The sequence below is a fragment of the Gordonia sesuvii genome (assembly GCF_036350415.1).
GTDB classification, from domain to species: Bacteria; Actinomycetota; Actinomycetes; order Mycobacteriales; family Mycobacteriaceae; genus Gordonia; species Gordonia sesuvii.
Genome location: NZ_JAZDUF010000007.1, coordinates 96,152 through 119,333, shown reverse-complemented (window position 1 = coordinate 119,333; position 23,182 = coordinate 96,152). Strand labels below are relative to the sequence as shown.

The window sequence follows — 23,182 nt, the reverse complement described above, 5'->3', positions numbered from 1 at the left end:
TAGGGTAGATGTCATGCGAACCGGTGCCCCCGACCTCGACGACGTCGAGGAGCTGATCGCGGCAGACGTGGACGGATTCCTCCAGTCGGTGGCGCTTGCCGGGGCGCAGGTTCGCGCGGTCGCCGAGGCGCAGCGCGAAGGCCTCCTCGAGCCGCTGACCGAGCTGCGTCCGAGGAGTGTGGTGATCGTGTGTGCCGGCTCCGGCGCCGCCGCGCCGGCCGCCGCGTTGGTGATCGCGGCCGTGAGTGCCCGGGTCGACGTCCCGATCGTCTGCGCGCCGGCTCTGCCGGGATGGATCGGTCCGCTCGATGTCGTGGTGATCGCCGGTGACGATGCCGGCGACGTCGTACTCGCGGATGCCGCCGCGCGGTCACTCCGTCGACGTGCCGAGGTCGTGGTCGCTGCCCCGATCGAAGGGCCCCTCCGGGAAGCCCTGGGCGGCAACGGAATCGATCTTTCCCCCCGGATCGGAGTGGACCCCAGGTTCCGTCTGCCGGGTTTCGTGGCCGCCTTGTTGACGGTGTTCGTGTCACTCGCGCAGGTCCGTTTCACCGGCCGGGTACCCGAGGTGGCCGAACTCGCCGATGCGCTCGATGGCGAGGCGGGCGCGAATCACCCGCGCAACGAGAGTTTCCACAATCGAGCGAAAGCGCTCGCCGCCCGGCTCGACGGCCGGCCGGTCCTGTGGGTCGGGGACACCCCCGCAACCGCGGTGATCGCAGCCCACGCGGCGCGGATGCTGGTGTCGGTCGCCGGGGTCATCGGGGCGGTGGCCGAGATCGGCGATGCCGTCCGGGTCGTCCGCGAATGGTCCGAACGGACCGGTGCGGCACCCGACGACGTGATCTTCTACGACCCGGAGCTCGACGGCCCCGCGCCGGACGGTCCGCCGCGGGTGATGGCGGCGACGACCGTGTCCCGGGAGTGGTACCTACGTCGTCGGCTCGACGGCATCGGAGACCTCGATGTGTTGACCGGCGACGGTTCGGACACCACCGAACAGGCCGCGGTGTCGGCGATGTCGCACGACGACGCACCCGGGGACGCGCCGGGCGATCTGCTGTCGCTGCTGCTGCTGACGCTCCGGATCGAGATGGCTGCCGTCTATCTCCGGCTGATCAGGAATTGAGGCGATGAAACCACTGGAGGGCGTGGTCCGTCCCTATGCTTGGGGCTCGCGCACCGCGATCGCGTCGATGAGGGGAAAGACGGTACCGTCGCAGCATCCCGAGGCCGAGCTGTGGTTCGGTGCCCACCCGGCGGGTCCGGCGGCGTGCCTGGGGGCCGACGGGCGGATCGAGACGGACCTGCTGACGGCCATCGACGCCGACCCCGCCGGAATGCTCGGTGAACGGGCCATCTCCGCCTTCGGCAGTCGGTTGCCGTTTCTGATGAAGGTGCTCGCCGCCGAGGAGCCGCTCTCGCTGCAGGCGCATCCCAGCGCAGACCAGGCGCAGGAGGGTTTCGAGCGGGAGAACGCCCGTGGCATCGCCCTCGACGCCACCAACCGCAATTATCGCGACCCGTGGCACAAGCCGGAGCTCATCGTGGCGCTCACCGAGTTCGAGGCGCTCGCGGGTTTCCGTGATCCCCACGCCACCGTCGAGTTGCTGCGCGAACTCCAGGTGTCCGAGCTCGATCCCTACCTCGGAATGCTTGCGGGTCAACCCGATTCCGAGGGATTGCGGGCGCTGTTCACGACCTGGTTGACCCTTCCCGACGCGTCCATCGCGACCTTGGTCCCGGCGGTGCTGAACGCAGCGGTCGAGGTGCTCGGCGGCAGTGGGCGGGCGCGCTTCGCCGCGGAACTGAAGACCGTGCTCGAACTCGGCGAGATGTATCCGCGGGATCCCGGTGTCCTCGCGTCGTTGCTGTTGAACCGGATCGACCTCGAGCCGGGTGAGGGCCTCTACCTGCCCGCCGGAAATCTGCACGCGTATCTGCGCGGCACCGGGGTGGAGATCATGGCGAACTCGGACAACGTGCTGCGCGGTGGGCTCACTCCCAAACACATCGACGTCCCGGAACTCCTCCGGGTCCTGGACTTCACCCCCGCCGACGTCGGCGACCTCATGCCGGCCGTTCGGACCGTCGGGGCGGAGCGGATCTATCTCACCGCCGCGCCCGAGTTCCGTCTGTCCCGAGTCGAACTCGACGGCACCGGCCTGCGATACGCATCGTCGATCTGCTTCGACATGCCGGGTCCGCAGATCCTGTCGGTGCTCACCGGGTCGATCGACGTCCGTCCGATGGGTGGGCAGCCGGTGACCATTCCGGCGGGCCAGGCAGTCTGGATCGGTGATGCCGAACCCGACGTGGTGGTGCATGCCGCCTCGTCGCGGGCGGTGTTCTTCCGCGCGCTGGTGCCACCCCGCGCGACCGCCTGACCCCGCGCCGCGCGACGGACTCGGATCAGCGCCCGAGCATCTTCCATTCCTCGGGGGTGGCGACCATCGTGACGGCCACTCGCTCGCCGGCGGTGGTCACCGAGATGTCCTGCGGTGCACGCGAATCCTGGCGGATGATGACCGCGGCGTCCGGGACCAGGTCGGATACGCGCGGGTCGCCGGGCGCGAGCACGGTGATGTGGGTGGTGTGTGGCTCCGCGGGCGGCGGCGTGAGGCCGTCGAAGACCACCACCCGATGGCCGCTCGGCGACTGGACCCGGTCGGAGCTCAGCGCGAGGCGCCGCAGATCACCGACCTGCGCGATCAGGTTCTGCCAGTGTGCCGGACGGATCGTGTGGACGGTCACCGCCGCACCGATCGCGATCGCCCGCAGGATCACCTGCCCGACGACCTGGGGTCCCGCGCAGAGCGCTACCGACCGGACATCCGGACCGAGCAATGGGATGGCGACGGCACGTCCGCCGTGATCGGCGCCGACCAACTGTCCGCAGCCGCCGGCCGGCAGGCGGAGTGAGCGCAGCAGGAGATCGGCGTCCTCGCCGCGGGCGGCGACGAGCCGTCGATCCAGCCGGCCGGGCACCGCGATCGGCAGGGTGGCCGCGAGGGCGTCGAACTGGTGTCCGTCGAGCACCGTGAGCCCGGCCGGGAGGGGGTCGACGGCGCGTCCCGCGGTCGGCAGTTCGGCGAAGCGGACCATCCCGCTCACCTCGAGAACGCCGTCGGCGTCGTTGCGCAGCCGCAGGGTCGTCGTCGTGGACAGTGCGGTGTTCACCCAGATGCTGGACATGACCGACGCGATCGCGTCCGGGTCGATGACCGCACTGCGGAACCGCAGGTCGCCGGCGCTGATCGAGTCCCATTCCTCGCCCATGTCATCGATCGCCGCGCCCTCGGACAGCTGATTGGTCACCGTGGTGATCTCCGCTGCGTTCAGGATCGAAACCCGTAACCCGCTCTCGGAGAGTCGGTTCGCCACCCGACGCGTGGTGATGGTGGCCGTGCGCAGCGCGCCGACGGCTCCACCGCCGCGACGGGCGACCGCATCGGCGCAATCGAGCGGATTGAGCCGCAGCACCACCAGGACCGACCGGTGAGCGGTGGCCGCCAGGGGACCCAGGGTGCGGTGGTAGGTCTGCGCGATGGGACCGCCACCCCAGCTCCGGACACCGTGGCTGATCACCTCGATCGAATCGAGGCGGATGTCGAAGGGATTGATGCATTCCGCGAGGGCGTCGAGGGGGATGGTCTGCCCGGCGGGATCACCGACCGATGCACCGCCCGGGGTGAGGTAGGTCGCCACCGGCGCCGACGGCGACACGCGGAGGACGGTGATGAGGGTGTCGCCGACCCAGCGGGCCCCGATCGTGTCGGCGGCCGACGTCGGGGTCCGGACGGGTAGCCGTCCGGTCTGCGGCCCGACGGGGATGTCGAAGGACGCGGGGACGAGGTCGGCCGAACTGCGCCGCGCCCGCGCCCACCGGAAGCCCACGCGTTGTGTCCAGGCGCTGATCAGTGACCGGCGTCCCCGCAGGGGTGTCAGGGTGAGCGATGCGAGTCCACAGACGAGCAACGCGATCCACCCGATGCGGCTGCCACTGACGGCCCACAGGACGAGGCCGAGACCGAGGACCGTCTCGATGACGACGAGGGTCCTCAGCGGAAGCCCACGCCGGTCGTGCCGAGGTCTCCGGCCGCTGACCGCGCCGGTACCCGGCGACACCGGGGTCGGCCCGGCCGCCGACAGCGTCGGTGCGCCCCTCATCCCCATGGAACTCCCCCCTCAGTTCTGCGGGTGACAGGCGCGACACCCGCGGAAACGTATCGGCTACGCTACTACGCGGCGAATCGTCGGCGACCATCTGATACTCGGTCGAGGGCGATCCGGCCACTGCCAGCAGTCGAAGGGGGGACGATGGCCCGGCAGCTCACCACCAAAGCACAGGTGAACGGTTATCGATTCCTGTTGCGCCGTCTCGAACACGCATTGGTCCGTCGTGATGTCCGGATGCTGCACGACCCGATGCGATCGCAGGTCCAGGCGCTCCTGGTCGGGACCGTCCTCGGCCTGCTGGTCCTCGGCGGTTGCGGGGTGTGGGGGCTCGTCCGGCCACAGGGCTCGGTCGGTGACGCGAAGATCGTCGTGAGCAAGGACGGCGGCGGGAACTATGTGGTGGTCGACGAGACCCTGCACCCCGTGCTCAATCTCGCCTCGGCCCGGTTGATCACCGGAAGCAGCGAGTCGCCGACCTCGGTCAGCGACGGAAAGCTGGCGCCCTATCCGCGTGGACCGCTGCTCGGAATCCCGGGTGCGCCTGCGGCGCTGCATTCGTCGGCCCACGATGGTGCGTCGTACTGGACCGTCTGTGACGAGGCCGAGGTCTCGCCGAGCATCTCCGGTGAATCGATCACACTGTCCGTGCTCGGCGACCGCCCGCAACTCGGCGGTGGGATCGATGCGGCCGGACCCGACGACGCGGTGCTGGCCACCCGTGACGGCACGACCTTCCTCGTCTACACCGTCGATCGAGACGGGCAACCGACCACGGTACGTGCCGAGGTGGACACCGACAGCGTGGCGGTGATGCGAGCACTCGGCCTCGAGGGCGCGCCCACACGTGAGATCAGTGCCGGCCTGCTCAACACCTTCCCCGAGGTCGATCCGATCGAGGTGCCCGACATCGAGGGACAGGGCCGGCCGGCCCGGGCGCCCATCGACGACGTCGAGGTGGGGGCGGTGGTCAGGTCGGTCGGCATCGACGACGAGACGACCTACTACGTGGTGCTGCGCGACGGGGTCCAGGAGATCAGCGAGGCCACCGCGCAGATCCTGCGCCTCGCCGACCGCGACGGGTCCGCGCCGGTTCCGACGGTCGCGCCCGGTCAGATCGCCGCCGGCCCGATGTCCTCGCGCCTGCCCGTCGACGACTTCCCGGAGCGGGCCCCGAACCTGGTCGACGTGGAGACCGCGGGCACCCTGTGCCAGGCGTGGTCGCGCGGGATCGATGGTCCGACGGCGTCGACCCGGTTCCTGATCGGCCGAGCGCTGCCGCTGGCAGCCGACGCCGAGCCGGTGGGAGTCACATCGGCCGATGGTCCCGGTCCCGGGGTCGATCAGGTCTACATCCGGCCGGGTTCGGGCGAGTTCATCCAGGTGACCGGCGCCGAGCCGGACAGTGAACGTGCCGAGTCCCTGTACTACGTCAGCGATTTCGGTATCAAGTTCGGGGTCGCCGACGCCGCGACCGGTCAGGTCCTTGGTCTGGGCGAGCGCCCGACGAGGGCACCGTGGTCGATGATCTCCCTGTTGTCGAGCGGGCCGTCGCTATCGCGGACGGCCGCGCTCGTGGCGCACGACGGAATCGCACCCGACCCGGAGGGGCAGGCGATCCCGCAGCCGGGCAACTGAACCCGCCGATCAGGACGTCAGTGGGCCCCCGACGATGTTGGACACGATGCCCCGGATGATCCGGGTGCCGTCCTCGGAGCGCAGCTCGTCATACCAGGCGGCGGTCGCCTCCGGATCCTTGGCGTGTGTCACGTCGCAGCGTTTGCGCGCTCGGAGAACGAGATCGCCGGCGCGTTCGGTGCGTGCGGACTCGTAGGCGGCGAGTGCGGCGTGGACGTCGTCGGGATGATCGGCGAAGGCGAACTGCATCGCCACGGCGTCCTCCATCGCCGAGCAGCCGCCCTGTCCGATGTCGGGCGTGGTGTTGTGTGCGGCGTCGCCGAGCACGGCGACCCGACCCTTCACCCAGGTGTGGAACGGATCGAGGTCGAGGATCTCCACGCGGTTGGTCGTCGCGGGGTCGAGTTTGTCGATCAGCTTCTGCACGCCCGGTGCCCAGCCGGTGAAGTTCTCGGCGAGGACCTCCCGCGCGGTGCCACGCTCGAAGGGCTGTCCCTCGGGCATCGTCACGTCGAAGAAGAAGTAGAAGCGGTTGTCGGCGATGGGCATCACCGAGACCCGCTTGCCGTCGGCGACATAGGTCGTCCATTCCGTGGCCGGTCCGATCGCTTCGTCGACCTCCACGAGGCCGTTGAAGTTGACGTAACCGGCGTAGCGGCGCTCCACGGGGTGTCCCAGAACGTATTCGCGGGTCAGTGATCTGGCGCCGTCGGCGCCGATGACGAAGTCTCCTTCGGCGGTGCTGCCGTCGGCGAATGTGACTGTCGCGGAATCGGGTCCGTCGGACACGGCCACCATCTTCTTACCGAAGTTGATGTCGGCCATCCCGTAGGCCTCCATCAGCATCAGTTGCAGCTCGGCACGGGCCACGGGGTAGGGACGTTGGCCGACCTCCTCGATGAGTGGCTGCATGCTGAACCGGCACATGGTGTCGCCGGTGAGACCGTCGACGTAGGACATCGTGTCGACGATGCCGCCCAATGCCGCGGTCTCACTCTCGAGTCCGAGGTGGTTGAGGCACTTGACCCCGTTGGACCACACCGATATCGCCGCTCCGACGGGCTTGTTCTCCGTGACCTGTTCGTAGACCTCGACCTCGAGTCCGATCTTCGTGAGTGCGATACCCGCGCTCAGGCCACCCATACCGGCGCCGATGATGACAGCCTTCACCTCGTGGAGTCCCTTCTGTCTGGTGTCACCGGCCGCACACGAAGGCGATCCGACGAATCCTTCAAGGCTAAGTCGCCGGACGTGCGGGCGCAGCGCAGCCTCGGCGACCCGACGTCACGACTCGGCGACTCCGGCGGCGAGTGTGCGGACCATGCGCTCCCATTGATCGGTGATCGTCGCGAGGTCCAATCGGGCGATGTCACGCAGGTGCTTGACGGCGGCGGCGTTGAGCGGTGCCTGCACCGCAGCCGCGACGACGTCGATCTGATCTGCGAACCCCAACTGGCGCAACAGGATCTGCACATGACTGTTCGACGCCGCCCACACCGGGTGATTCATGAAGTCGCCGGTCGCGGCACCCGCCTCGATCAGCACGTCGAGGTGATCGTCGGTCAACTTGAGCCGCGCCCGGCCGTAGGCGAGTAGGCGGTCCAGCGGTGGTGCGCCGGGACCGAGGGGCTGCGGGCCGGACAGGAACGCCCGCTGGATCTCGGCCTCCGAATGGTCGAGCAGGGCGAGCATCAAACCGGTGCGGCTGCCGAATCGGCGGAAAACGGTGCCCTTGCCGACGCCTGCCTGGCGTGCGACGGCCTCCATGGTGACGGCCGCCGCCCCATGGTTGTCGATGAGGGTCTTGGCGGCGGCGAGCAGCAGTCGACGATTCCGTGCGGCATCGGCCCGTTCGGTGTCGGCACGGTCGCGGACGCCGTCGCCGATGCGCAGGGGTATGAGACCGCCGTCCGGACCGTTCGACACAGTGACGAGGGTAACGGTTGGGGTGTGGCGGGAATCGGTCGGAGTGTGCGGGCGTTCACTAGTTCGGCAAGCTAAGCATTTGCCGAACCCAACGATCAGAAGGAGCGCCGTGACCGAGCGAAATGTGGAGATCGTCGCATTGGTGGGCAGTCTGCGCCGGGAGTCGATCAACCGGCGACTGGCCCAACTGGCGGCCGACAAGGCGCCGGAGGGCGCGAGCGTCACGATCGTCGAGGGTCTCGGCAAGCTCGCGTTCTACAGCGAGGACGACGATCCGTCGACCGCGGCCGGCGCGACACTTCCGGCGGGTGTCGCCGAGCTCCGCGAGGCCGTCGCGGCCGCCGATGCGGTGCTGCTGGTGACTCCGGAGTACAACGGCACGATGCCCGCGGTGCTCAAGAACGCCATCGACTGGCTGTCGCGCCCCTTCGGGGCGGGGGCGCTCTCGGGCAAGCCGGTGGGCGTCATCGGGGCAGCCCTCGGGCGGTATGCCGGCACGTGGTCGCGTGAGGACACCCGCAAGTCGGTGAAGATCGCCGGCGGCCATGTGGTGGAGGAGGTCGAGTTCGGCATCCAGAGCGCGAACCTGACCGACGACGGTTTTGCCGATCCCGACGTCGTCGCCGGAGTGCTCGGCGCACTGAGCCGGCTCCTGGACGAGGTGTCCGTCAACGCCTGATTCTCCCGCCGAATCGACTGTCTGAATCAATCACGGCAACGCGCCGCCGTGGGCCCCGCGGCCCACGGCGGCGCGTTCGTCCGTACCGGCCTGTGGACTGTCGTGGGACACCTTGTGGATCGCCCGTGGACAGGGTGTGGACGACACGCCGGACACGCCCGGCTTCACGATTGCGGATGCCGCCCGACCTGCGACTTTCACGAATGTTATTCACAAGTTCTAGTGGTGACTCCAAATGTCGGGCACTAGGTGTAGTGTTTTGGGCACCAGCAAGGCACCGACGTACATCGATGTGATTTCACCGAGGATGCCGCCGAAGACGGTGATCTGGGTCACCATCTTCACGTTGGGAAAGTGTTGGTCACCGCACAGCGTTGAACCCTTATGAGTGTGAAATCCGAAGGGTTCGACAGAGGTGACGGTTCGCTCCCGACCGGGAGGGGACGGTGACGGCCCTGCGGGTCGTGCCCAGCGACAGCAGTGGATACGACAGACGACCGACCGACGTGAGAAACCGGCCGCCCGGCGGGCCGGGGCCGCGTCCAGCAGACCAGCCTGATCCAAGCAGACAGCCAGATTGCGCAAGGAGAACTTTGATGGCCATCACCGTCTACACCAAGCCCGCCTGCGTCCAGTGCAACGCCACCTACAAGGCCCTCGACAAGCAGGGGCTGGCGTACGACGTCGTCGACATCAGTCAGGACGACGAGGCGCGCGACTACGTGATGGCGCTCGGCTACCTGCAGGCCCCGGTCGTCGTCGTCGGTGACGACCATTGGTCCGGCTTCCGCCCGGACCGCATCAAGGCGCTGGCTGCGACTGCGGCCTGACCTCGGTCCGGTCGGCCTGATGGGGAAGTCGGGTCCGGCTCGGGTATGTCGTGGAGCAGGGCGAGTAGAGCAGCAGTCGGTGACGAGCAGTCGAGTCGGGAGCATGGAGGTCGGTCATGATCGAGACCTCGAGTCCGGTCGGCGGCGCCCCACTGGTGGTCTACTTCTCGTCGGTCTCTGAGAACACCCACCGATTCGTCGAGAAGCTGGGCATGCGCGCCGCGCGCATCCCGGTTCTCGGCGATCCGTCGACCTTCACTGTCGATGAGCCGTTCGTACTGGTCCTGCCCACCTACGGAGGTGGCAAGGCGACCGGCGACCGATCCGGCTACGTGCCGAAACAGGTCATCAAGTTCCTCAACAACCACCACAACCGGGCGTTGATCCGCGCCGTCATCGCCGCCGGCAACACCAACTTCGGCGAGGAGTTCTGCCTTGCCGGCGACATCGTGTCGCGCAAATGCCGTGTGCCCTACCTCTATCGATTCGAGCTGATGGGCACAGTCGACGACGTCGAACGGGTGCGGGAGGGTCTGGCCGAGTTCGCGCAGAGCACGGCCTTCGCCCACCCGGAGCGGACCGAACTGACCGCCGCGCGCGGCTAGTTGTCGGACCGTCCGGATATACAAGTCATCACCACCAACTGCAGGAGTCTTTCGTGTCGCCAACCGCAGCACCCGTCTCGGACACCGCCTCGGCCAGCAAGTCCGGTGTGCACGCCGGGCCGTCGGGCCACGAGCCCGGCGAACTGGACTATCACGCGCTCAACGCGATGCTGAACCTGTACGACAGGGACGGCAACATCCAGTTCGACAAGGACCGCGAGGCGGCCAATCAGTACTTCCTGCAGCACGTCAACCAGAACACGGTCTTCTTCCACGACCTCGACGAGAAGCTCGACTACCTGCTCGAGGAGAACTACTACGAGCCCGAGGTCCTGGCCAAATACGACCGTGAGTTCGTGAAACTCCTGTTCGGGCATGCGTTCTCGAAGAAGTTCCGGTTCCCGACGTTCCTCGGTGCGTTCAAGTACTACACCAGCTACACGCTCAAGACGTTCGACGGCAAGCGGTTCCTCGAGCGCTTCGAGGACCGTGTGTGCATGGTCGCGCTGACGCTGGCCGACGGGGACACCGCGCTTGCGCGCCACCTCGTCGACGAGATCATCGAGGGGCGATTCCAGCCGGCCACCCCGACCTTCCTCAACTCGGGCAAGAAGCAGCGCGGTGAGCCTGTGAGCTGCTTTTTGCTTCGCATCGAGGACAACATGGAATCGATTGGGAGATCGATCAATTCGGCTCTCCAGCTGTCCAAGCGCGGCGGAGGCGTGGCGCTGCTGCTGTCCAACATCCGCGAGCACGGTGCACCGATCAAGAAGATCGAGAACCAGAGCTCGGGCGTCATCCCGATCATGAAGCTGCTCGAGGACTCGTTCTCGTACGCCAATCAGCTCGGTGCGCGCCAGGGCGCCGGCGCGGTGTATCTGCACGCGCATCATCCCGACATCTACCGCTTCCTCGACACCAAGCGCGAGAACGCGGACGAGAAGATCCGCATCAAGACGCTGTCGCTCGGCGTGGTGATCCCTGACATCACCTTCCAGCTCGCCAAGGACAACGACGACATGTACCTGTTCAGCCCGTACGACGTCGAACGCGTCTACGGGGTGCCGTTCGCCGATGTGAACGTGACCGACAAGTACCACGAGATGGTCGAGGACAAGCGCATCCGCAAGACCAAGATCAAGGCGCGCGAGTTCTTCCAGACCCTGGCCGAGTTGCAGTTCGAGTCCGGCTACCCGTACATCATGTTCGAGGACACGGTGAACCGGGCCAACCCGATCGACGGCAAGATCACCCACTCCAATCTGTGCTCGGAGATCCTGCAGGTCTCCACCGCGTCCGAGTTCAACGACGACCTGTCCTACTCGCACATCGGCAAGGACATCTCCTGCAACCTGGGGTCGCTGAACATCGCCAAGGCGATGGACTCACCCGACTTCGGACAGACCATCGAGACGGCCATCCGTGGGCTGACCGCGGTCAGCGATCAGACGGCGATCACGTCGGTGCCGTCGATCGAGAAGGGCAACAACGAGTCCCACGCCATCGGCCTCGGTCAGATGAATCTGCACGGCTACCTCGCCCGCGAGCGGATCTTCTACGGCAGCGATGAGGGCGTCGACTTCACGAACATCTACTTCTACACCGTGCTGTTCCATGCCCTGCGGGCGTCGAACAAGATCGCGCGCGAGCGCGGCACCGCGTTCGGTGGCTTCGAGAAGTCGAAGTACGCGAGCGGGGAGTTCTTCGACAAGTACACCGAGAAGGTGTGGGAGCCGGAGACCCAGAAGGTGCGGGACCTGTTCGGGCAGGCCGGGATTCACATCCCGAACCAGGACGACTGGCGCGAGTTGAAGGCCGCCGTGCAGCGCGACGGCATCTACAACCAGAACCTGCAGGCCGTGCCTCCGACCGGCTCGATCTCCTACATCAACCACTCGACCAGCTCGATCCACCCGGTGGCGGCGAAGATCGAGATCCGCAAGGAAGGCAAGATCGGTCGCGTCTACTATCCGGCGCCGTACATGACCAACGACAACCTGCAGTACTACCAGGACGCCTACGAGATCGGGTACGAGAAGGTCATCGACACCTACGCGGCGGCCACCCAGCACGTGGATCAGGGCCTGAGCCTGACGCTGTTCTTCAAGGACACCGCCACCACCCGCGACGTCAACAGGGCCCAGATCTACGCGTGGCGCAAGGGGATCAAGACGCTGTACTACATCCGTCTGCGTCAGCTCGCTCTCGAAGGGACTGAGGTGGAGGGCTGCGTGTCGTGCATGTTGTGAGGACTGATCGTCGATGACGCCCGAACAGTGGCTGACCGTGATCCGCGCCGAGAGCGCGGTCCTCGCCGACACCGGTGCCGCGATGTTGGGCGCCGACATCCCGGCCTGCCCGGGGTGGACGGTGCACGATCTGCTGGGGCATGTGGGCGCCGTCCATCGGTGGGCGGCCGACCGGATCGACGGCACACGCCTGTACCGGGGTTACGACGGGATCGAGGTCCCCGCCGGGGAGGCGGTGATCGACTGGTACGTGGAAGGTCGTGATCAGCTGGTCCGGTCGCTCACCGGCAAGGACCCGGACGACACCGTCCCCGCGATCGGCGGACCGAAGACCGTCGCCTTCTGGTATCGCAGGCAGGCGAACGAGCTCGCCGTCCACCGGTGGGATCTCGAGTCGGCCACTGTGCCCGGCCGCCAACGTCCGATCGATCCGGCCATTGCGGTCGACGGCATCGACGAATGGCTCGACCTGTTCGCGCCCCGCTTCATCGCCCGCGGCAACGGCGTTCCCGCGGGCCTCGTCGGACGCACCGTCCATCTGCATGCCACCGACATCGACGACGGTGAATGGCTGTGGGAGATCACACCCGACGGCATCGCACACCGGCGCGGCCACGCGAAAGCCGATGTGGCGCTGCGCGGTCCGATCTCCGACCTGCTCCTCATGCTCTGGCATCGACGATCACACAAGGATCTCGACGTCGTCGGCGACGACACGTTGCCCGTCCCGATCCTCGATCTCGTACATGTGACCTGACCACCAACCCAGAACCGCTCCCATCCGCCGTAGGAGGCGACAACGATGACCGCAGCACCGCACAGCCCTGCCGACGGCGCACCCATCAAGCTGGTGAGTCGCGTCTCCGCGATCAACTGGAACCGCGTCCCGGACGAGAAGGACGCCGAGGTGTGGGATCGACTCACCGGCAACTTCTGGCTTCCGGAGAAGGTGCCGGTGTCCAACGACATCCCGTCGTGGAACACGCTCACCGAGTACGAGAAGCAGTTGACGATGCGGGTGTTCACCGGCTTGACGCTGCTCGACACCATCCAGGGCACCGTCGGCGCGGTGTCACTGATCCCGGACGCGACCACGCCGCACGAGGAGGCGGTGCTCACCAACATCGCGTTCATGGAGTCGGTGCACGCCAAGAGCTACAGCTCCATCTTCTCGACGTTGTGCTCCACCAAGGAGATCGACGAGGCGTTCCGCTGGTCGGAGGAGAACGAGCAGCTGCAGCGCAAGGCGCAGATCGTCATGGACTACTACCGTGGCGAAGACCCGCTCAAGCGCAAGGTCGCCTCGACCCTGCTCGAGTCGTTCCTGTTCTACTCCGGCTTCTATCTGCCGATGTACTGGAGCAGCCGGGCGAAGCTCACCAACACCGCCGACCTCATCCGCCTGATCATCCGCGACGAGGCCGTCCACGGCTATTACATCGGCTACAAGTACCAGCGCGGTCTCGAGGTCGAGACACCCGAGCGTCGCCAGGAGCTCAAGGACTACACGTTCGAGCTCCTGTTCGAGCTCTACGACAACGAGTCCGACTACACCGAGGCGCTCTACGACGAGGTCGGTCTCAGCGAGGACGTCAAGAAGTTCTTGCGGTACAACGCCAACAAGGCGCTGATGAACCTCGGCTACGAGGCGATGTTCCCCAAGGACGAGACCGACGTGAACCCGGCCATCCTGTCGGCGCTGTCACCGAACGCCGACGAGAACCACGACTTCTTCTCCGGTTCGGGCAGCAGCTACGTCATCGGCAAGGCGGTCAACACCGAGGACGAGGACTGGGATTTCTGAACGAGCCGCTCAGAGCCGGCAGGGCAGGAGTGCGAGTGCGGTGACCGCACACACGCTGCGGTTGCTCAGTTTCCACTCGCCGCCGGTCCACACCCACGTCAACTGTTGGGTCCGTGAGCCCTGGCCGACGAGGGTCATCTTGAGGGGTGCCGACATGGTGGATCCGTTGGTCGTCACCGGACCGACCATCTCGTAGCTGAATCCGATGTTCCCGTAGCTCGCGAGTGCCCGGGCGACGGCATCGGCCTCGCCGAGTGCACGGGCTCCGCCTTCGAGTTCGGCGGCGCGCGCGGTGCGTGAGGCCTGGGGGTTCATGATCAGGGTGACCTTGGAATTCAGCTGCGCGGGGGACAGGGCCGTGGGTGCGGCGGTCCGTGCCGGAGTCGTCGCCTCCGGTGCCGCGGGAGGCGCGGCCGCCTGGGGTGGCGCGGGCGCCGCCGGCGCGGCTGCGGCGGGCATCTGTTCGGCAGGCGCCGGAAGGGCCGGGACCCCGGCCGCAGGGTCGGTCGGCGGGAGCGCACCGGGAGCTCCGGGCGGTAGCGCTGCCGACGGAATGCCTTGCTGCCCGGCCTGTGCGCTGCCGAGGTTCACCACGGTCGGTTGGGCGGCGCTGGTGTCACCGTCTCGGACATTGTCGACCGCCAGCAACCCGATGGCGCCGATCGCCACGAACAGCGCCGACGTGACGGCGGCGACACCTGCGGAGGCGATGACCGTGGGGACGTTGATGCCCGAACCGCGCCGGCCGGATGGCGGATCGCCCGCCGAGCCGGTGTCGCGCTCGTCCCCGTACGTGGTGTCACCGTACGTCTCGTTGCCGTACGCATCGTTGCTGTGGGTCATCATCACTTCATTCCCCCGAACCGAATGTTTGGTGTCGCAGCATACAGGGCCGGGGCCATCGACTCCGCCGACCTATCGGTTCGGCTCTTCGCGGTCGCGCAGCCGCTCGTACAGCTCGTCGAGCAGATCGACGGCCTCGCCGATATCGGCGGGTGCGATACCGGAAGCGCGCAGCGCCTTGCGCAGGGCGGCCGGATCGAGCTCCATGATCGGGTTGAGTCGGGGTGGACTCGGCAGGGGCGGCAGGACGGCATTCGTCCCGTAGAAGTCGACTGCGGGCACCTCGTCGCGCTGTGCCGGCTCTCCGGGTTCGACCGACGATGTGACGTCGGTGGCGTGGTCGCTCGCACTGGCCAGCAGTTCGGCGGTGTCCGTGCCCATCACGGTGAGCAGCGTCGTCGCATCGCGGTCGATCTGGGCGGCCACCTCGTAGGCGACACACAACACGTGGATGCACCTCGTCGAGGAGTCCGGGCAGGTGCAGTCCGCGGCGATGTCGGCCGATTCGGTGGGCAGGATCAGGGCGCCGAGCGCCGCGGGCTGGTCTCCACGGGTCAGCGCCATGAGGTCGCCGATCGCATCGCGGCTGCGCAGGAGCGCTATCACGGTTGCCGGATCCACCGGGCGCATCGTCAGGGTGACGTCGAACGGGTCGAGCTGACTTCCGCGCACCGACGCCGTCACGGTGCCGCCGACGATCCGGACCGCCTCGGCGTGATGGTCACGGAAGTACCTGCGTGCCTGCGTGATCCGCCGGAGGTCCGCGTCACCGTCACGTGCGCCCTCGACGACGTCGACGAACGCACGGCCCCAACGCGTTACCGCATATCCGCGCGTCGACGACCGACCACGGGTGCGCGGGCTCACTCGCTGACCGCCTCGTCGCGCAACCGGAACAGATCGAAGAGTTCGTCGTCGCCGAGGTCGGACAGCCAGTTCTCGCCGGCGCTGACGGTCAGCCGGGACAGTTCCCGCTTGGCCGCGATCATCTCGTCGATCCGTTCCTCCAGGGTCCCCACGCACAGGAATCGGTGCACCTGGACCCGCTGATGCTGCCCGATCCGGTAGGCACGGTCGGTTGCCTGATCCTCGACGGCGGGGTTCCACCACCGATCCACATGCAGCACGTGATTCGCCGCGGTGAGGTTGAGCCCGGTGCCGCCGGCCTTCAACGTCGCGATCAACGCCGGCGGGCCGTCGCCGGCCTGGAAGCGTGCCACCATCGCGTCCCGGTCGGTGCGGCCGACTCCTCCGTGCAGTACCGGCACCGGCTCCCCGAGCGTCGGGGCCAACCACTCCGACAGCATCTGCCCGAACGCGGCGAATTGGGTGAAGACCAGGGCACGATCACCCTCCGCGGCGGCAGTGGTGAGGACATCGACCAGCAACTCGACCTTGCCGGAGCGATGTCGATTGCGGCGCAACATGTCCGACGAGTCCGCGAGGTAGTGGGCCGGGTGATTGCACACCTGTTTGAGGCGGGTCAACGCGGCCAGGATGTTGCGGCGCCGGATCGTCCGCTGCTGTTTGCTGCGCAGCGCCTCCATCAGTTCGTCGATCACCGCTCGGTACAACGCTGCCTGCTCGACGGTCAGGTTGGTGCGGACGGTGATGTCGGTCTTCTCCGGCAGGTCGCCGATGATCGTCGGGTCGGTCTTCTCCCGGCGCAGGATGAACGGGCGGGTCAGCGCGTTCAGGCGCCGGACCGTTGCGGTGTCACGATCCCGCTCGATCGGTTCGGCGAATCGGGCACGGAACTTCGACGCCGAACCCAGTAGACCGGGGTTGACCAGGTCGATCACCGCGCGCAGGTCTTCGAGCCGATTCTCGACGGGCGTGCCGGTGAGTGCGATCCGATGGTCCGCGCGGATCGCGCGCACCGCCTTCGACGCCTTGGTGGCCACGTTCTTGAGGTGCTGCGCCTCGTCGACGACGACCCGGCGCCACCGGTGTCCGGCGAGCATCTCGCGGTCCCGTGTCGCGATGGCGAACGTGGTCAGCACCACGTCGGCGCCCGACAGCACATCACCGATGGTGGACCGCACCGCGCGGGAGCTCCCGTGATGGACGACGACTCGAAGATGTGGTGCGAACCGGGCGATCTCGCGTTCCCAGTTGCCGACGACCGACATCGGACAGACGACGAGCGTCGGATCGACGGTCACCCCCGCGGGACGCTCATGACAGAGCAACGCGATGATCTGGATGGTCTTGCCCAGGCCCATGTCGTCGGCCAGGACCCCGCCGATCCGATGGGTCGACAGATAGACCAACCACTCCACTCCGCGTTGCTGGTACGGACGGAGCTCGGCGTGGAGCGTGGGTGGCGGGGCGATCGGGGTGGGCCGGAGCCTGCCACCCGCGGCGATGTCGTCGAGCCAGCGCAGGCCCTCGATCGACGTGACCGGCACCGGCACGGTGTCGACGACGAGGTTGAACAGTTCGCCCATGTCGGCCGGATGGTCGGAGGCCGCGTGGGCCTTCTGCGCCATCACGAACGCGGCGGCCCGGGTGAGAGCGGCGTGCTCGGCACGCACCCAGGTACCGCGGACCTGCACCAGATCTCCCTGTCGACGTGCGAGGTCGGCGAGGTCGGCATCCGACAGGGTCATGGCGGCGGGATCGTCGCCGAGGGCCAGCCGCCATTCGAACTCGTCGATCTCGGCGGCCCCGATCTGCGCGGCGCGCCCGGTACTGGTTGCCACCGGTCGTGCCCGGAGCCCGAGAGTGGGTCGGACCTCGGCGATCGTGCGAGGCAGGAGGACGGGGCACCCGGCCGCGGTGAGCGTGGCGGCGCCGTCGGTGAACAGCATCTCGACCTGCGGTGTGGTGAGCAGGAAGTCGAGAGTGTGGCGGTCGGGTTCGGCCTGCGACAGTTCGGGAAAGGCGCGGACCGCGGTGGCCAGCGCGCTGGTGACCCGGTCGAGTTCGTGTTGGTCGAGGCGGTGGGGTGCGACGGCGATGATGCGGCCGTCCGGGTGGCGGCGGCACACCTGAAGGCGCCACAGGGTGGTCTCCGCCGGCAGGTGGGGTCGCCAGGAGTCCTCGGATTCGTCGTCGGGTTCGTGTAGCCGCAGCAGCACGATCGAATCATCTTGCGGCCCAGCGGAGTTCCAGGCCATCCAGGCTGCGGATGCGGACCGGAGACGTTGTTGGAGCGCCATGGGCAGGTCGGGCGGGTCGATCCCCAGTCCCTCCGCCAGCCATCCGCCGGGTCGATCGTCGGTCCCGATCGGCCCCGCCGCCGCGATCCGGCCGCGGCACTCGTGGTCGAGGAGTTCGGCGATCAGATCGGTGACCGTCTCGGTACCGCCGTTCGCCGTGACGACGGCCGGGGCCGTGGCGGTGACCACCGCGACCCAGCTGCGCCAGGCGGGTGTGGGCACGGCCTGCCACCGCATCATCGTCTCGCCGGCCACGTCGGCCGCGCCCGGGGCCACCGCCCCCGATCCCACATGACGACGGATGCCGTCGAGTACGTAGCGGCACCAGGCGATCTCGCCGCTCACCGGGTGGGGTCGACTGACGTCGAGGAACGCCACCGCCGACCCGGCTCCGAGGGTCATCGTCGTGACGAACTCCCGCCGACCGGCTGGTCCGATGATCCCGAGGTCACGGCGGGCGCGTCGTGGTCGGAGCAGGTCGGCGAGGGCCTGCGGTAGGTCGTCGGGACCGGCGTCGCCGTTTGCCCACCAGAGGGCGAGTCCGACACCCGGCCGCCAGAGGCCGTGCAGCGGAAGAGTGCGCCGGTCCTCGACCGAGGACGGCGAGCGTGCGTCGAGTGGCATCGAGAACCATCATCGCCCGAGTGGCCGGACCGGGCCACCATCGCAGGGCGTCAGTGGGAAGGGCGTCACGGGGAAGGGCGTCACGGGCAGGGCGTCACGAGTTGCCGTCGAGCGACACCTTCACGTCGTTGAGCACCAGCCAGGCCGCGGCCAGGCCATCGCCGCCGTACCAGATGGCGTCGTCGACGGCGAGCACCCGCTTCCACGTGGGCGCACCCATGTCCAGCCACCGATCGCTCAGGAGGACGTCCTCTCCGTGCGCGAGTCCACGTTCGCCGAGGAAGCTCACATAGATGAGGTCGGCGTCGGCGTCGGTGAAGTTCTGATCGGTGACGGTGAACGAACCCTCCGAGCGCTGCGGCTCCGGGCGTTGCACACCGATCGACGCCAGGATCTGCCCGGCGAAGGTGTCGGTGCCGGCGATCATCTCCGACTCGCCGGTGAACCGGACGAGCGACACCTGACTGTGCGCGGCGTCCATCCGGCGCCCGGTGCGTCGGGTCTCCGTGTCGAACTCCTCGAGCAGACGCGCGCCGCTCGATGACCTGCCCAGCGCGTCCGCGACCGCCGTGAACTCCGACCGCCAGTCCCCGTCGCCGGGGATGGTCACGGCGCGGGTCTCGCCGAACGCCTCGGCCGACCCGGCAGAGCGTGGGGTGGAGAGCACGATGTCGGGAGCGGCCTCGGCCGCAGCCGCCGGGTCTGGCGTCGCCCCGATGGTCGGTACCGCGCCGAGCTGCGGCCCGAGATAGGCGGGCACCGTGCCGGCGTCGGCGGCGACCGCGACCACTTTGGGGCCGATGCCGAGCGCGCAGATCGCGTCGAGCAGCGAGGGGTCGGTCACCACGATGCGCGCGACATCGGCCTGTCCGGGATCGGGTGCCGTCGGCGCCAGACACGTGCGCGCCGGGTCCCGGTCGGCATTGACGATGTTCACCTCGGCGACGCGTGTGGTCACCGTGGAGATGGGGGAGCCGTCGGGGGTCGTCAACGGTTGCTCACCGGCACAGCCCGCCAGCGCGGCGAACGCCACGACCGATGCGACCGCACCTGCCGCCCGACTTACCCGCCGACCGTTCGGGAGCCGGCGCCGGGCCGCCGGAACAGGGGTCACGCCGCTGCGTTGCACGCGATCACGCTAGCACCGGCGCCACCGATGACCGCGCCGGGCGGCCGGCCCGTCGCAGCCACCCGTCGACGCCGTCCGCGAGCCCGTGCGCGTCGGTCTCCGCGAGGGCACTGAACTGCGGTTTCATCGCAGTTCGCGAACCAAATACGACGGATCGTAGGACCCATGCGGCCACCGCCGGTATGAGGGTTTAGGATCAGTTACCAGCGCTCGTTTTGTTCATGTGGCGACCGCGGGGAAGTGGCAGGTGACCAGCCCCGGCGGTTGCGCAACGAGGAGGATCTGTGACCGCGGTTGACCAGCCCACCACGCAAGTGGCTCCAGAGCGTCCCTTTCCGGAGCGCTATCAGCCCAAGGGTTCGTTCATCTACAAGCTGATCACCACCACCGATCACAAGCTGATCGGCATGATGTACATCACCGCCTGCTTCGCCTTCTTCCTGATCGGCGGACTCATGGCGCTGCTGATGCGTGGCGAGCTCGCCCACCCGGGCATGCAGTTCCTGTCGACCGAGCAGTTCAACCAGCTGTTCACCATGCACGGCACGGTGATGCTGCTCTTCTACGCGACCCCGATCGTCATCGGCTTCGCCAACTTCGTGCTCCCGCTGCAGATCGGATCGCCCGACGTCGCGTTCCCGCGGCTCAACGCATTCGGCTTCTGGCTGTTCGTCTTCGGCGCGACGACCGCGCTCCTCGGCTTCCTGACCCCCGGTGGTGCCGCCGACTTCGGCTGGACCGCCTACACCCCGCTGACCGACGGCATCCACTCGCCCGGCATCGGCGCCGACCTCTGGATCATGGGTCTCGGTGTCTCCGGCCTCGGCACCATCCTCGGCGCCGTGAACATGGTGACGACCGTCGTCTGTCTGCGCGCCCCCGGCATGACCATGTTCCGGATGCCGATCTTCACCTGGAACATCCTGGTGACCAGCATCCTGATCCTGCTGGCGTTCCCGCTGCTGACCGCCGCGCTGATGGGTCTGGAGGTCGACCGGCAGTTCGGTGCCCACCTCTACGATCCCGCCAATGGTGGTGTGATTCTGTGGCAGCACCTGTTCTGGTTCTTCGGCCACCCCGAGGTCTACATCATCGCGCTGCCGTTCTTCGGCATCGTCTCCGAGGTGTTCCCGGTCTTCGCCCGCAAACCGATCTTCGGCTACTCCGGCCTCGTGTACGCCACAATGGCGATCGCCGCCCTGTCCGTCGCGGTGTGGGCGCACCACATGTACGTGACCGGCGCCGTGCTGTTGCCCTTCTTCTCCTTCATGACCTTCCTCATCGCCGTACCGACCGGTGTGAAGTTCTTCAACTGGGTGGGAACGATGTGGAAGGGGAACATGACGTTCGAGACGCCGATGTTGTTCTCCGTCGGCTTCATCGTCACCTTCTTGTTCGGTGGCCTGACCGGTGTGCTGCTGGCGAGCCCGCCGCTGGACTTCCACCTGTCCGACAGCTACTTCGTGGTCGCACACTTCCACTACGTGCTCTTCGGCACGATCGTGTTCGCCACCTATGCCGGCATCTACTTCTGGTTCCCGAAGATGACCGGACGCATGCTCGACGAGCGGCTCGGCAAGATCCACTTCTGGCTGACGTTCATCGGCTTCCACACCACCTTCCTGGTGCAGCACTGGCTGGGCAACGAGGGCATGCCGCGCCGCTACGCCGACTACCTGCCGTCCGACGGCTTCACCACGCTGAACATCGTCTCCACGGTCGGTGCGTTCGTCCTCGGCCTGTCGACGCTGCCGTTCCTGTGGAACGTCTTCCGCAGCTACCGCTACGGCGAGGTCGTGACCGTCGACGATCCGTGGGGCTTCGGCAACTCGCTGGAGTGGGCCACCAGCTGCCCGCCGCCGCGGCACAACTTCACCGAACTGCCCCGAATCCGTTCGGAACGGCCGGCGTTCGAGCTGCACTACCCGCACATGATCGAACGAATGCGTGCCGAGGCACACGTCGGGGCCGGTCACAACTCGGGCAAGGATCGCCACATGGAGGACGCCCGACGTAGCCCCCTGACCGTCGGTGACCACGAGGGTTCCCCGGACCCGGATCCACGCTGACGCGCACGCACTCTGCGAAACACGTGGTCAACGAATCGAGCGACACCACAGTTCTGATCACCGTCACCGGGCCGGATAAACCCGGCGTCACCTCGGTGCTGATGGGTGCGCTGGCGGGCCAGCGCGTGAGTCTGCTCGACGTCGAGCAGGTGGTGATCCGCGGGCGACTCACCCTCGGGGTGCTGGTGTCCGCCTCGGGCGACGCCGAGGAACTGCAGGACGTCGTCGAACAGGCGATGGCGTCGATCGGTATCGACGTGATCGTCGAGGTCGGTGCCGCGAGCGCCGGACGCCGACCGTCCAGCCATGCGGTGGTGGTGCTGGGCAGCCCGGTGACCGCCCGCGCCTTCCGTGCCCTGGCCGGCCAGCTGGCGGGACAGGGTGTCAACATCGACTCCATCCGTGGTGTCGCCGACTACCCCCTCACCGGGCTGGAACTGATGGTCAGCGTCGGCCGCGACGACGTCGCCGCCGACGCCGCGTTGCGGAAGGGGCTCGCGGTGGTGGCCGCCGACCACAGCGTGGACATCGCGGTGGAGCGGGGCGGACTGGCCCGTCGCGCCAAGCGGGTCATCGTCTTCGACGTCGACTCCACCTTGATCCAGGGTGAGGTCATCGAGATGCTCGCGGCGCGTGCTGGCCGTGAAGCCGAGGTGGCCGCGGTGACCGATGCGGCGATGCGCGGTGAACTCGATTTCGCCGAGTCGCTGAACCAGCGTGTGGCGGTGCTCGCCGGGCTGGATGCCGGGGTGCTCGACGACGTCGCGAGTTCGCTGCAGCTGACTCCGGGCGCACGCACCACCATCCGGACCCTTCATCGTCTCGGCTATCACTGTGGTGTCGTGTCCGGCGGTTTCCGGCAGGTGATCGACGGGCTGGCGCACGAACTCGAACTGGACTTCGTCCGCGCCAACACCCTCGAGGTCGTCGACGGCAAACTGACCGGCCGGGTCGTCGGCGATGTCGTGGACCGGGCGGGGAAGGCGAAGGCGTTGCGTGCCTTTGCCGATCAGGTGGGCGTCCCGATGGAACAGACCATCGCGGTCGGCGACGGCGCCAACGACATCGACATGCTCAGTGTCGCCGGTCTGGGCATCGCCTTCAACGCCAAGCCCGCGCTGCGCGAGGTCGCCGATGCCGCGCTGAGCCACCCGTTCCTCGACGCGGTCCTGTTCATCCTCGGTGTCACGCGTGACGAGATCGAGGCCGCCGATGCCGCCGACGGGGTGATGCGGCGAGTGCCGCTCAGCTAGTGCCCCGCGTCGGAAATTCGTTGATGATTTCGACGCCCAGGCGGCGCCTCGCTTCGTTGGCGTCGTCGCAGGTACATCCAGTACCCGCCTCCTCCGCCGCCTCGCGATGCATCCACCTGGACCGCCGAACTCATGAAACGAATTTCCGACGCGGGACACCAGATGTCGCGTTCGTTCTAGTGTCGGTCGGTCA

Annotated in this window: 19 protein-coding genes; 11 read left to right on the top strand and 8 right to left on the bottom strand. The window is 67.7% G+C overall.

The window, feature by feature from the left end; translation table 11 throughout:
• The first annotated feature begins 13 nt into the window (after positions 1-13).
• The gene (locus tag VZC37_RS20470) at positions 14-1,129 is read left to right on the top strand and encodes a hypothetical protein (RefSeq protein WP_330435191.1); all 1,116 of its coding nucleotides are present in this window, start codon (positions 14-16) and stop codon (positions 1,127-1,129) included.
• A 4-nt stretch (positions 1,130-1,133) separates the two neighbouring features.
• The gene (gene manA / locus VZC37_RS20465; RefSeq protein ID WP_330435188.1) at positions 1,134-2,387 is read left to right on the top strand and encodes a mannose-6-phosphate isomerase, class I; all 1,254 of its coding nucleotides are present in this window, start codon (positions 1,134-1,136) and stop codon (positions 2,385-2,387) included.
• 25 nt (positions 2,388-2,412) lie between these two features.
• Here manA and eccE read toward each other — a convergent pair whose 3' ends face one another.
• Complete coding sequence (gene eccE, locus VZC37_RS20460) at positions 2,413-4,170, bottom strand: type VII secretion protein EccE (protein WP_330435187.1); 1,758 nt, start codon at positions 4,168-4,170, stop codon at positions 2,413-2,415.
• Between the two features lie 150 nt (positions 4,171-4,320).
• On the opposite strand from eccE, the gene eccB reads away from it, so the two are divergent.
• Positions 4,321-5,814, top strand: coding sequence for a type VII secretion protein EccB (gene eccB / locus VZC37_RS20455; protein ID WP_330435185.1), 1,494 nt, complete (start codon positions 4,321-4,323; stop codon positions 5,812-5,814).
• 9 nt (positions 5,815-5,823) lie between these two features.
• Here the strand turns inward: eccB and hpxO are convergent, their stop codons facing one another.
• On the bottom strand, positions 5,824-6,984 hold the full coding sequence (gene hpxO, locus VZC37_RS20450; protein ID WP_330435183.1) for an FAD-dependent urate hydroxylase HpxO: 1,161 nt from the start codon (positions 6,982-6,984) through the stop codon (positions 5,824-5,826).
• 114 nt (positions 6,985-7,098) lie between these two features.
• Positions 7,099-7,740 (bottom strand): TetR/AcrR family transcriptional regulator, encoded by a 642-nt coding sequence (locus tag VZC37_RS20445; RefSeq protein ID WP_431309460.1) that lies wholly within the window; start codon positions 7,738-7,740, stop codon positions 7,099-7,101.
• A 109-nt stretch (positions 7,741-7,849) separates the two neighbouring features.
• Between VZC37_RS20445 and VZC37_RS20440 the strand changes: the two genes are divergently transcribed.
• The 6 genes from VZC37_RS20440 to nrdF all read left to right on the top strand — a co-directional run bounded on the left by VZC37_RS20440 (position 7,850) and on the right by nrdF (position 13,907).
• The gene (locus VZC37_RS20440; protein ID WP_330435181.1) at positions 7,850-8,419 is read left to right on the top strand and encodes an NAD(P)H-dependent oxidoreductase; all 570 of its coding nucleotides are present in this window, start codon (positions 7,850-7,852) and stop codon (positions 8,417-8,419) included.
• A gap of 596 nt (positions 8,420-9,015) precedes the next feature.
• Positions 9,016-9,249: a glutaredoxin-like protein NrdH gene (nrdH, locus tag VZC37_RS20435; protein WP_330435180.1), complete on the top strand. Its 234-nt coding sequence runs from the start codon at positions 9,016-9,018 to the stop codon at positions 9,247-9,249.
• A gap of 116 nt (positions 9,250-9,365) precedes the next feature.
• Positions 9,366-9,854: a class Ib ribonucleoside-diphosphate reductase assembly flavoprotein NrdI gene (gene nrdI, locus VZC37_RS20430; RefSeq protein ID WP_330435178.1), complete on the top strand. Its 489-nt coding sequence runs from the start codon at positions 9,366-9,368 to the stop codon at positions 9,852-9,854.
• Between the two features lie 53 nt (positions 9,855-9,907).
• A complete protein-coding gene (gene nrdE, locus VZC37_RS20425) occupies positions 9,908-12,103 on the top strand; it encodes a class 1b ribonucleoside-diphosphate reductase subunit alpha (protein WP_330435176.1) in 2,196 nt (731 codons plus the stop codon).
• Between the two features lie 13 nt (positions 12,104-12,116).
• Positions 12,117-12,860 (top strand): maleylpyruvate isomerase family mycothiol-dependent enzyme, encoded by a 744-nt coding sequence (locus VZC37_RS20420; protein ID WP_330435174.1) that lies wholly within the window; start codon positions 12,117-12,119, stop codon positions 12,858-12,860.
• Between the two features lie 45 nt (positions 12,861-12,905).
• Complete coding sequence (gene nrdF, locus VZC37_RS20415; RefSeq protein WP_330435172.1) at positions 12,906-13,907, top strand: class 1b ribonucleoside-diphosphate reductase subunit beta; 1,002 nt, start codon at positions 12,906-12,908, stop codon at positions 13,905-13,907.
• A gap of 9 nt (positions 13,908-13,916) precedes the next feature.
• Here the strand turns inward: nrdF and VZC37_RS20410 are convergent, their stop codons facing one another.
• From VZC37_RS20410 to VZC37_RS20390, 5 genes are all read right to left on the bottom strand, one after another.
• On the bottom strand, positions 13,917-14,753 hold the full coding sequence (locus VZC37_RS20410) for an MTB12 C-terminal domain-containing protein (RefSeq protein WP_330435170.1): 837 nt from the start codon (positions 14,751-14,753) through the stop codon (positions 13,917-13,919).
• Positions 14,754-14,822: 69 nt separating this feature from the next.
• Positions 14,823-15,617 (bottom strand): SWIM zinc finger family protein, encoded by a 795-nt coding sequence (locus tag VZC37_RS20405; protein WP_330435169.1) that lies wholly within the window; start codon positions 15,615-15,617, stop codon positions 14,823-14,825.
• Positions 15,614-18,538 carry a DEAD/DEAH box helicase gene (locus tag VZC37_RS20400; RefSeq protein WP_330435166.1) on the bottom strand — a complete coding sequence of 975 codons (2,925 nt, stop codon included), beginning with the start codon at positions 18,536-18,538 and terminating at the stop codon, positions 15,614-15,616. Before VZC37_RS20400 ends, VZC37_RS20405 begins: the two co-directional genes overlap by 4 nt.
• Before the next feature lie 94 nt (positions 18,539-18,632).
• Positions 18,633-19,571, bottom strand: coding sequence for an ABC transporter substrate-binding protein (locus VZC37_RS20395; RefSeq protein WP_330435529.1), 939 nt, complete (start codon positions 19,569-19,571; stop codon positions 18,633-18,635).
• A 100-nt stretch (positions 19,572-19,671) separates the two neighbouring features.
• Positions 19,672-19,794: a hypothetical protein gene (locus VZC37_RS20390; protein WP_330435164.1), complete on the bottom strand. Its 123-nt coding sequence runs from the start codon at positions 19,792-19,794 to the stop codon at positions 19,672-19,674.
• A gap of 157 nt (positions 19,795-19,951) precedes the next feature.
• Between VZC37_RS20390 and ctaD the strand changes: the two genes are divergently transcribed.
• Positions 19,952-21,736, top strand: coding sequence for an aa3-type cytochrome oxidase subunit I (gene ctaD / locus VZC37_RS20385; RefSeq protein WP_330435162.1), 1,785 nt, complete (start codon positions 19,952-19,954; stop codon positions 21,734-21,736).
• Between the two features lie 23 nt (positions 21,737-21,759).
• Positions 21,760-22,989, top strand: coding sequence for a phosphoserine phosphatase SerB (serB, locus tag VZC37_RS20380; RefSeq protein ID WP_330435160.1), 1,230 nt, complete (start codon positions 21,760-21,762; stop codon positions 22,987-22,989).
• The last annotated feature ends 193 nt before the right edge of the window (positions 22,990-23,182 follow it).

Excerpts from the sequence above, each read along its gene's own strand:
- VZC37_RS20420 (WP_330435174.1), top strand. The coding sequence starts at position 12,117 with ATGACGCCCGAACAGTGGCTGACCGTGATCCGCGCCGAGAGCGCGGTC.
- VZC37_RS20410 (WP_330435170.1), bottom strand. The coding sequence starts at position 14,753 with ATGATGACCCACAGCAACGATGCGTACGGCAACGAGACGTACGGTGAC.
- nrdF (WP_330435172.1), top strand. The coding sequence starts at position 12,906 with ATGACCGCAGCACCGCACAGCCCTGCCGACGGCGCACCCATCAAGCTG.
- VZC37_RS20400 (WP_330435166.1), bottom strand. The coding sequence starts at position 18,538 with ATGCCACTCGACGCACGCTCGCCGTCCTCGGTCGAGGACCGGCGCACT.
- nrdH (WP_330435180.1), top strand. The coding sequence starts at position 9,016 with ATGGCCATCACCGTCTACACCAAGCCCGCCTGCGTCCAGTGCAACGCC.
- eccB (WP_330435185.1), top strand. The coding sequence starts at position 4,321 with ATGGCCCGGCAGCTCACCACCAAAGCACAGGTGAACGGTTATCGATTC.
- manA (WP_330435188.1), top strand. The coding sequence starts at position 1,134 with ATGAAACCACTGGAGGGCGTGGTCCGTCCCTATGCTTGGGGCTCGCGC.
- eccE (WP_330435187.1), bottom strand. The coding sequence starts at position 4,170 with ATGAGGGGCGCACCGACGCTGTCGGCGGCCGGGCCGACCCCGGTGTCG.
- nrdI (WP_330435178.1), top strand. The coding sequence starts at position 9,366 with ATGATCGAGACCTCGAGTCCGGTCGGCGGCGCCCCACTGGTGGTCTAC.
- VZC37_RS20390 (WP_330435164.1), bottom strand. The coding sequence starts at position 19,794 with ATGAAACCGCAGTTCAGTGCCCTCGCGGAGACCGACGCGCACGGGCTC.
- VZC37_RS20470 (WP_330435191.1), top strand. The coding sequence starts at position 14 with ATGCGAACCGGTGCCCCCGACCTCGACGACGTCGAGGAGCTGATCGCG.